The 5565-nt window shown below is 66.9% G+C and carries 3 protein-coding genes; all 3 read right to left on the bottom strand.

Annotated elements, in window-relative coordinates:
• Positions 1 to 630: TetR/AcrR family transcriptional regulator (locus RWX87_RS06385; protein ID WP_314688740.1), on the bottom strand; the 630-nt coding region annotated here is incomplete at its 3' end.
• A gap of 11 nt (positions 631 to 641) precedes the next feature.
• Positions 642 to 2831, bottom strand: coding sequence for a YhgE/Pip domain-containing protein (locus tag RWX87_RS06390; RefSeq protein ID WP_314688741.1), 2190 nt, complete (start codon positions 2829 to 2831; stop codon positions 642 to 644).
• Positions 2828 to 5539 carry a YhgE/Pip domain-containing protein gene (locus RWX87_RS06395; protein WP_314688742.1) on the bottom strand — a complete coding sequence of 904 codons (2712 nt, stop codon included), beginning with the start codon at positions 5537 to 5539 and terminating at the stop codon, positions 2828 to 2830. The genes RWX87_RS06390 and RWX87_RS06395 overlap by 4 nt, the downstream gene beginning before the upstream one ends.
• Positions 5540 to 5565 lie beyond the last annotated feature (26 nt).

Consider the following 5565-nt stretch of genomic DNA (forward strand, 5'->3'; position numbering starts at 1 on the left):
CCCGTGGCGGAACACTCCGGCGAGCTCCCCGCGTCGCAGGAACTCGGAGAAGCGTCTCTGCTCGGGGATGATGACCTGGCCGATGATGCCATGGAAGAAGGCGTTGTCCGAGGCCAGAACGACGCCTACGGCGCGGATGCCGACGTCGGTGGTGAAGCGTTCCATGACGCGCTGCAGCAGCAGCAGCAGATTGCCTCGTGACGGCTCGAGTCCGGCAAGCTCAGAGGAGCCGACGATGGTGAGCGTCCGCAGCCGGGAGAGCATGTCGGCGGTGTTGCGGTAGCGGCGGTAGATCGTCGTCTTGGCGACGCCGCTGCGGCGTGCCACCTCCTCGATCGTCACCGCGCTGACGCCTTGGGAGACGGCTATCTCCAGAGCCGCCTGAACGATTTTGCGGTCGGTGAGCTCCCTCGTCCGCTCGCGGGAGCCATGAGGGCTGCCCTCGCCCGTTTCTCCCGTCTTCTCCGCCGTGCTGATGGGTCGGTCTGGCACCGGAGCCCCCGGGGTGCTGACGCCCTGCGGCCGTGCGCCGGCATCCCCCGTCGCCACCGCGGATCCCTCGCCCGTCGTTCGGCGCCGCCGGCGCATCACGGTTCGCGTCGGAGCGTCCTGCGAATGCATCGTCTCCATGTTCGTTCCCCCTACAGCAGTCGGGTGCCTTCCGCGGCCCTGACGTACGCCCGGTTGACCCGTGCCAGGGGTCGGCGCAGCAGAAGACCGAGGAGCAGCATCGGCGGAATGAAGAGCAGCAGCCTGCCCAAGGCGATCCAGTAGTCGTTGGCATAGATGCCGGCGATGGCTGCGCGAAGAGCCGTCACGGAATGAGTGACCGGCAGATACGGGCTGATGACGCTGATGAAGTCCGGAAGCACCGACAGAGGGTAGGCGGCGCCCGACCCGGATATCTGCACGACGAGGAAGATCACGCCGATGGCCTTGCCGACGTTGTCGAAGCTCGCCACCAGCGTGTAGATGAAGAACGCGTAGACGAGGGAGCTCACCCAGCCCGTGAGCATGAACAGCAGGGGGTGCACGGCCTGGACGCGCAGGAACAGCAGGCTGCCCCCGCAGTCGAAGGTGCTCTGAAGCAGGGCGATGACGGCGAAGACGCCGAAATGGCCGAGGAACATCTGCCAGGGCTTCGGGTCGCCGAGAGCGACGCGGCGACGGCGCGAGATCGTCGTCTTCAGGGTCACGGCCATAAGCAGCGCCCCCACCCACAGGGGCAGGAAGGTGTACAGCGGTGTCATCGAGCTGCCGAAGTTGGCGACCGGGTACAGGGCGGTGCGCGTCAGGGTCACGGGAGCGGCCAGGGTGGCGGCCAGGGTCTCCGGGTCGTTCCCGAGGATCTTGCGCACGGTGGCCATGTCGTTGCCGTCCAGCGCCTTGTCGAGCCGGGTGACGAAGTCGGAGATGGTGGTCGCCGTGCGGCTGAGCAGCGTCGCCGTGGAGGTCAGGACGGTATGGACCTTGGTGATGTCGGTGGCGGCGGTCCCGGCGTCATCGTCCAGCGTGTCCAGCGCCGCATCGAGCTGGCCCGTGCCGGAGGATAGGGTCGAGGTCGCCCTGTCGATGCCATCGGCGATGTCGGAGACCTGCGCGGGGAGTGAGCCCGTGAGGCTTTTCCGGGCCGCGGATATCGCCGTGGAGGCCTGACTGGCCAGCGAGGAGACCTGCGTGTGGGTCGTGGAGACGTCGGAGGCGGTGGAGTCGATGTTCGTGGCGGCGGAGGTGAGTGCGTCGCGCACCGCCGTGAGCCTGGTGATGACCGTCGTGAGCCTGGTGGCCGCACGGTTCAGCGTCGTGGCCGCCGCCGAACCGCTGGCGGTCTGGTCCGCCAGGGCCTTCACGTCATCCCGGATGGACGTGTAGTCGGAGATCTGGTCGTTGACGAGGCTCGCCTGGGATCTCAGGCTCGCCGAACTCGCCGAGGCGGTGCTTGAGGCCTTGGAATAGGTGTCGTCCACGGCGCTTGCCACGGAGGAGATGCTGGTGGCGCTGCCGTCCAGCGCCGTGGACAGCGCGGACACGCTGGCCTTGACGGCGGAGGCCACATCGGTCACCCCCGAGACGGTGGACGAGATGTCCTTCTTCGCCGTCGCGGCGTCCGAGGTGGTCTGCGCGAGCAGTGCGCGCGAGGAGGAGATGAGGGACATGGATCCGGACACCACGCTCGCATAGGAGGCGACGTTGGAGGAGGCGTCGGTGAGCTGCCCGGCGACGTCGGAGACGTTCGAGGCGAAGGACGTCAGCCACTGCTTCGCCTGGGGCTTGCTCAGCTGGGTCGACAGGTCGGAGGCGACGCTCAGCGCCGTGGAGGCGAGGGTCTTCGCCAGGGTCTCGTTGATCTGGGCGGCGATCTCGTCCGCCCCCTGCCCGGTGACCTTGGGGGCGAGGGCGTTGAGCTTCTCGTTCGTGTAGTAGGTCAGCTGGGCGTTCGTCGCGTCGTCGGACAGGAAGGTCATCATATGCCTGCTGAAGTTCCTGGGGATGATGACCGCGGCGTAGTACTTGCCGGACTTCGTCCCCTCGATGGCGTCGGCCTTGCTGGTGAAGGTCCAGTCGAGCTGGCTGTTGGCGCGCAGGTCGTCGACCACCTGGTCCCCCATGGTGATGCGCACGGGGATGAGGTCGCTTTTGTAGCCCTCGTCGGTGTTGGCGACGGCGAACTTGAGGTTGCCGGTGTTGGAGAACGGGTCCCAGCTCGCCGCGACGTTGAACCAGGTGAACAGCCCTGGGATGACGACGAGGCCGATGACGATGATGACGGAGACGATGGTGCCGGTGATGCGGCGCATGTCGTCGGCGAAGATCCGTGCGATGGTTCTCATCGGGCGTCTCCTTCCTGTTCCTGCGTGTTCTGCGTGTCCTGGGCGTTTCTGGTGGAGGGTCCGGGGTTCTCAGATCCTGCGGCCGTGTCGGAGGCCGTGCCGTCCACGGGCTGATCGTCGGATCGAGCCGTTGCGTGGTTCTCTGCATCCGCGTGACGTGCGGCGGCCCGCGCCCTCGTCAGCCGCATCCAGCGGCGGGCCCCGCTCGATTCGGACATGGCGCGTCGTATGGCCTCGTCGTCGAGGGTCCCCAGCCGCACCTGCCGGTCGATGCTGTCGCGCATGAGCTCGATGGCCATGAGGAAGCCGATGATGAGCAGGATCCAGACGAACCACGCCGCCAGTGAGAGCAGCTTGGTGCCGGTCGTCAGGGAGAACACGACGGCGAGGACGGCCGGGACGATGATTCCGGTGATGAGTGCCCCGCGCCTGAGACGCGGATAGCGTCGGGCGAACGCGGCGGCGCGCTCCTCGATGGCCTGGCGGTACTCTGTCCTGTCGGACAGGGCCTGAATGACCTGGGAGAGCCGATACTCCCCGCCCGGCAGCTGGACGGGTTCGCCGATGATCATGTCGCCTTCGCGAATCTCGCGGGCGAAGAGTCTGTTGACGCTTGCCAGATGCGGGCGGACGACCAGTCCGAGCAGGAAGGCCAGGACGGCGAAGACGAGAAGCCTGGCGATGTCCTCGAGCCAGTGCAGTCCGTAGAAGCCGCCGATCGTCTCCCTGAGGGCGGAGATCGAGTAGGTGAACGGGAAGAAGGGATAGAGGACGCGGAAGAACCGCGGCATCATCTCGATGGGGTAGATTCCCGAGGCGCCGGGGATCTGGAGCATGATGAGGGCGACGCACAGCCCCTTGCCCACGTGCATGAAGGTGGTGGACAGCGCGTACGTGATGCTCAGGTACACCAGCGAGGTGATGACTCCCGTGAGGACGAACATGCCCGGGCTCGCCGTCTCCACCCCGATGACGAGGTCGCCGATGGTCGTGGCCAGGGCCTGGCCGACGGCGATGATGGCGAGGAAGAGCCAGCGTCCCCAGTAGCGCTGGCCCGGCGTGGGCTCGCCGTCAAGGTCGTCATCGTCGGTTTCGAGCCTGACGATGACCATAAGCACGAAGGCGCCCACCCACAGGGAGATGTTGGTGAACAGCGGGCTCATGCCTGATCCGTAGGTGCTGACGGGGTACAGGGCCCTGGTCGACAGAACGGTGGGTGACAGCATGAAGGTGGCGATCTTCGACACGTCAAGCTTGCCGTCGCTGCCGAGCATGTCCTTGAGCGCGGTCGAGTTGCCCAGGGCGGTCAGGTCGATGGCCAGGGTGTCCAGGGTGGAGTCCGCCTTCGTCAGCCCCGTTCTCGTCGAGGCCAGCGCCGTGCGAGTGGAGGAGGCGGTGGAGTCGAGCTGGTCGAGTATCAGACCGGTCTGGGAGAGCAGGGAGGACTGGCCGGTGAGCTGCCCGCTGACGGTGGAGGCGGTCCGCGACAGGGTGGACAGGCCGGAGTTGAGCTTCGGGATGGCTCCCGTCGACAGCGTGGATCGCGCCTTGTCGGCCGCCGTCAGGCTTGATTGGGTGGCCTTCGTCACGGCGTCCGAGCTTGCCGCGGTGCTGGTGATGGTGGAGCCCATGCTTGAGTTCAGCGTGCCCAGATCGGAGATGATGGTCGACAGCGCCGTGTTCCGCTGGCTGAGCTTGTCGGTGATCGCCGTCGTCCCGGACAGATCGAGACCTTTGAGCGCGTCGATGACGTCGCCGGTGGTGTCGTTCACCTGCTGGGCCTTGTCGATGACGGATTCCACGGTCCCGTTCGCGCTCGTGAGCTGCGCGGCGAGGGCTGTGATGCTCAGACTGCTGCGCGAGGAGGTCTGGGACAGGAGCGAGGAGGCCGTGTCCAGCGAGGTCGAGGCGGAAGCCGTTCCGGACGCCAGGGAGGTCTGGGTGGTGGAGATGAGGGTCGCGGTGGAGTCGAGGCTGGAGGCGGCCTCGGTCCCTGCCGCCTGGACGGTGGCGATGGTCTGGCGGGCGCGGGTGGTCTGGACCGGGACGTCCGCGAGCACGCCGTCGAGGTCGTCGATGACGGATTCCAGCGTGGCGATGTTCTTCTGCACGCTGCGGATGTCGGCGACGACGGTGCCGCTCGTCGAATGGACGCCGGAGGACAGCGAGTCGACGGAGCTGTTCACGGCCTTGGCGGCGACCGCGCTCACCGCGGCGACGAAGGCGCTGTTGACCTGGCGGTCCACGGTGGAGGCGCCCGTGTCGGTGATGCGCGCCGCGATGCCGTTGGCCTTCTCGTTGACGTAGTACTTCAGGGACGGCCGCTGTGATCCGCCCGTGACGATGCCGGCGATGCTTCTGCTGAAGTCCCGGGGGATGATGATGGCCGCGTAGCTTGTCCCGGAGCGCACCTGGGCCATGGCCTTGGACCTGGTCATGAAGGTCCATCCCAGGTCGTCGTTGGCCTTGAGGTCGTTCACGACGTCGCGCCCGAGGTGGATGGCCCCCAGGGTCGATTCCGACGCACCGACGTCCTCGTTGACGACGGCGACGCGGATGGAGCCGGTGTTCCCGTACGGATTCCAGAATCCGATGATGTTGAACCAGGCGTACAGCGGCGACAGGAAGACGAGACCGACGATGACGATCCAGACGGTGGGGGTGCGGGCTATCCGCAGCAGGTCCCTGCGCAGGATCCGAAACGTCATCCCCATCCGCCACCTCCGGCTCGTCC

Source organism: uncultured Bifidobacterium sp. (genome assembly GCF_963540075.1).
GTDB lineage: Bacteria > Actinomycetota > Actinomycetes > Actinomycetales > Bifidobacteriaceae > Bifidobacterium.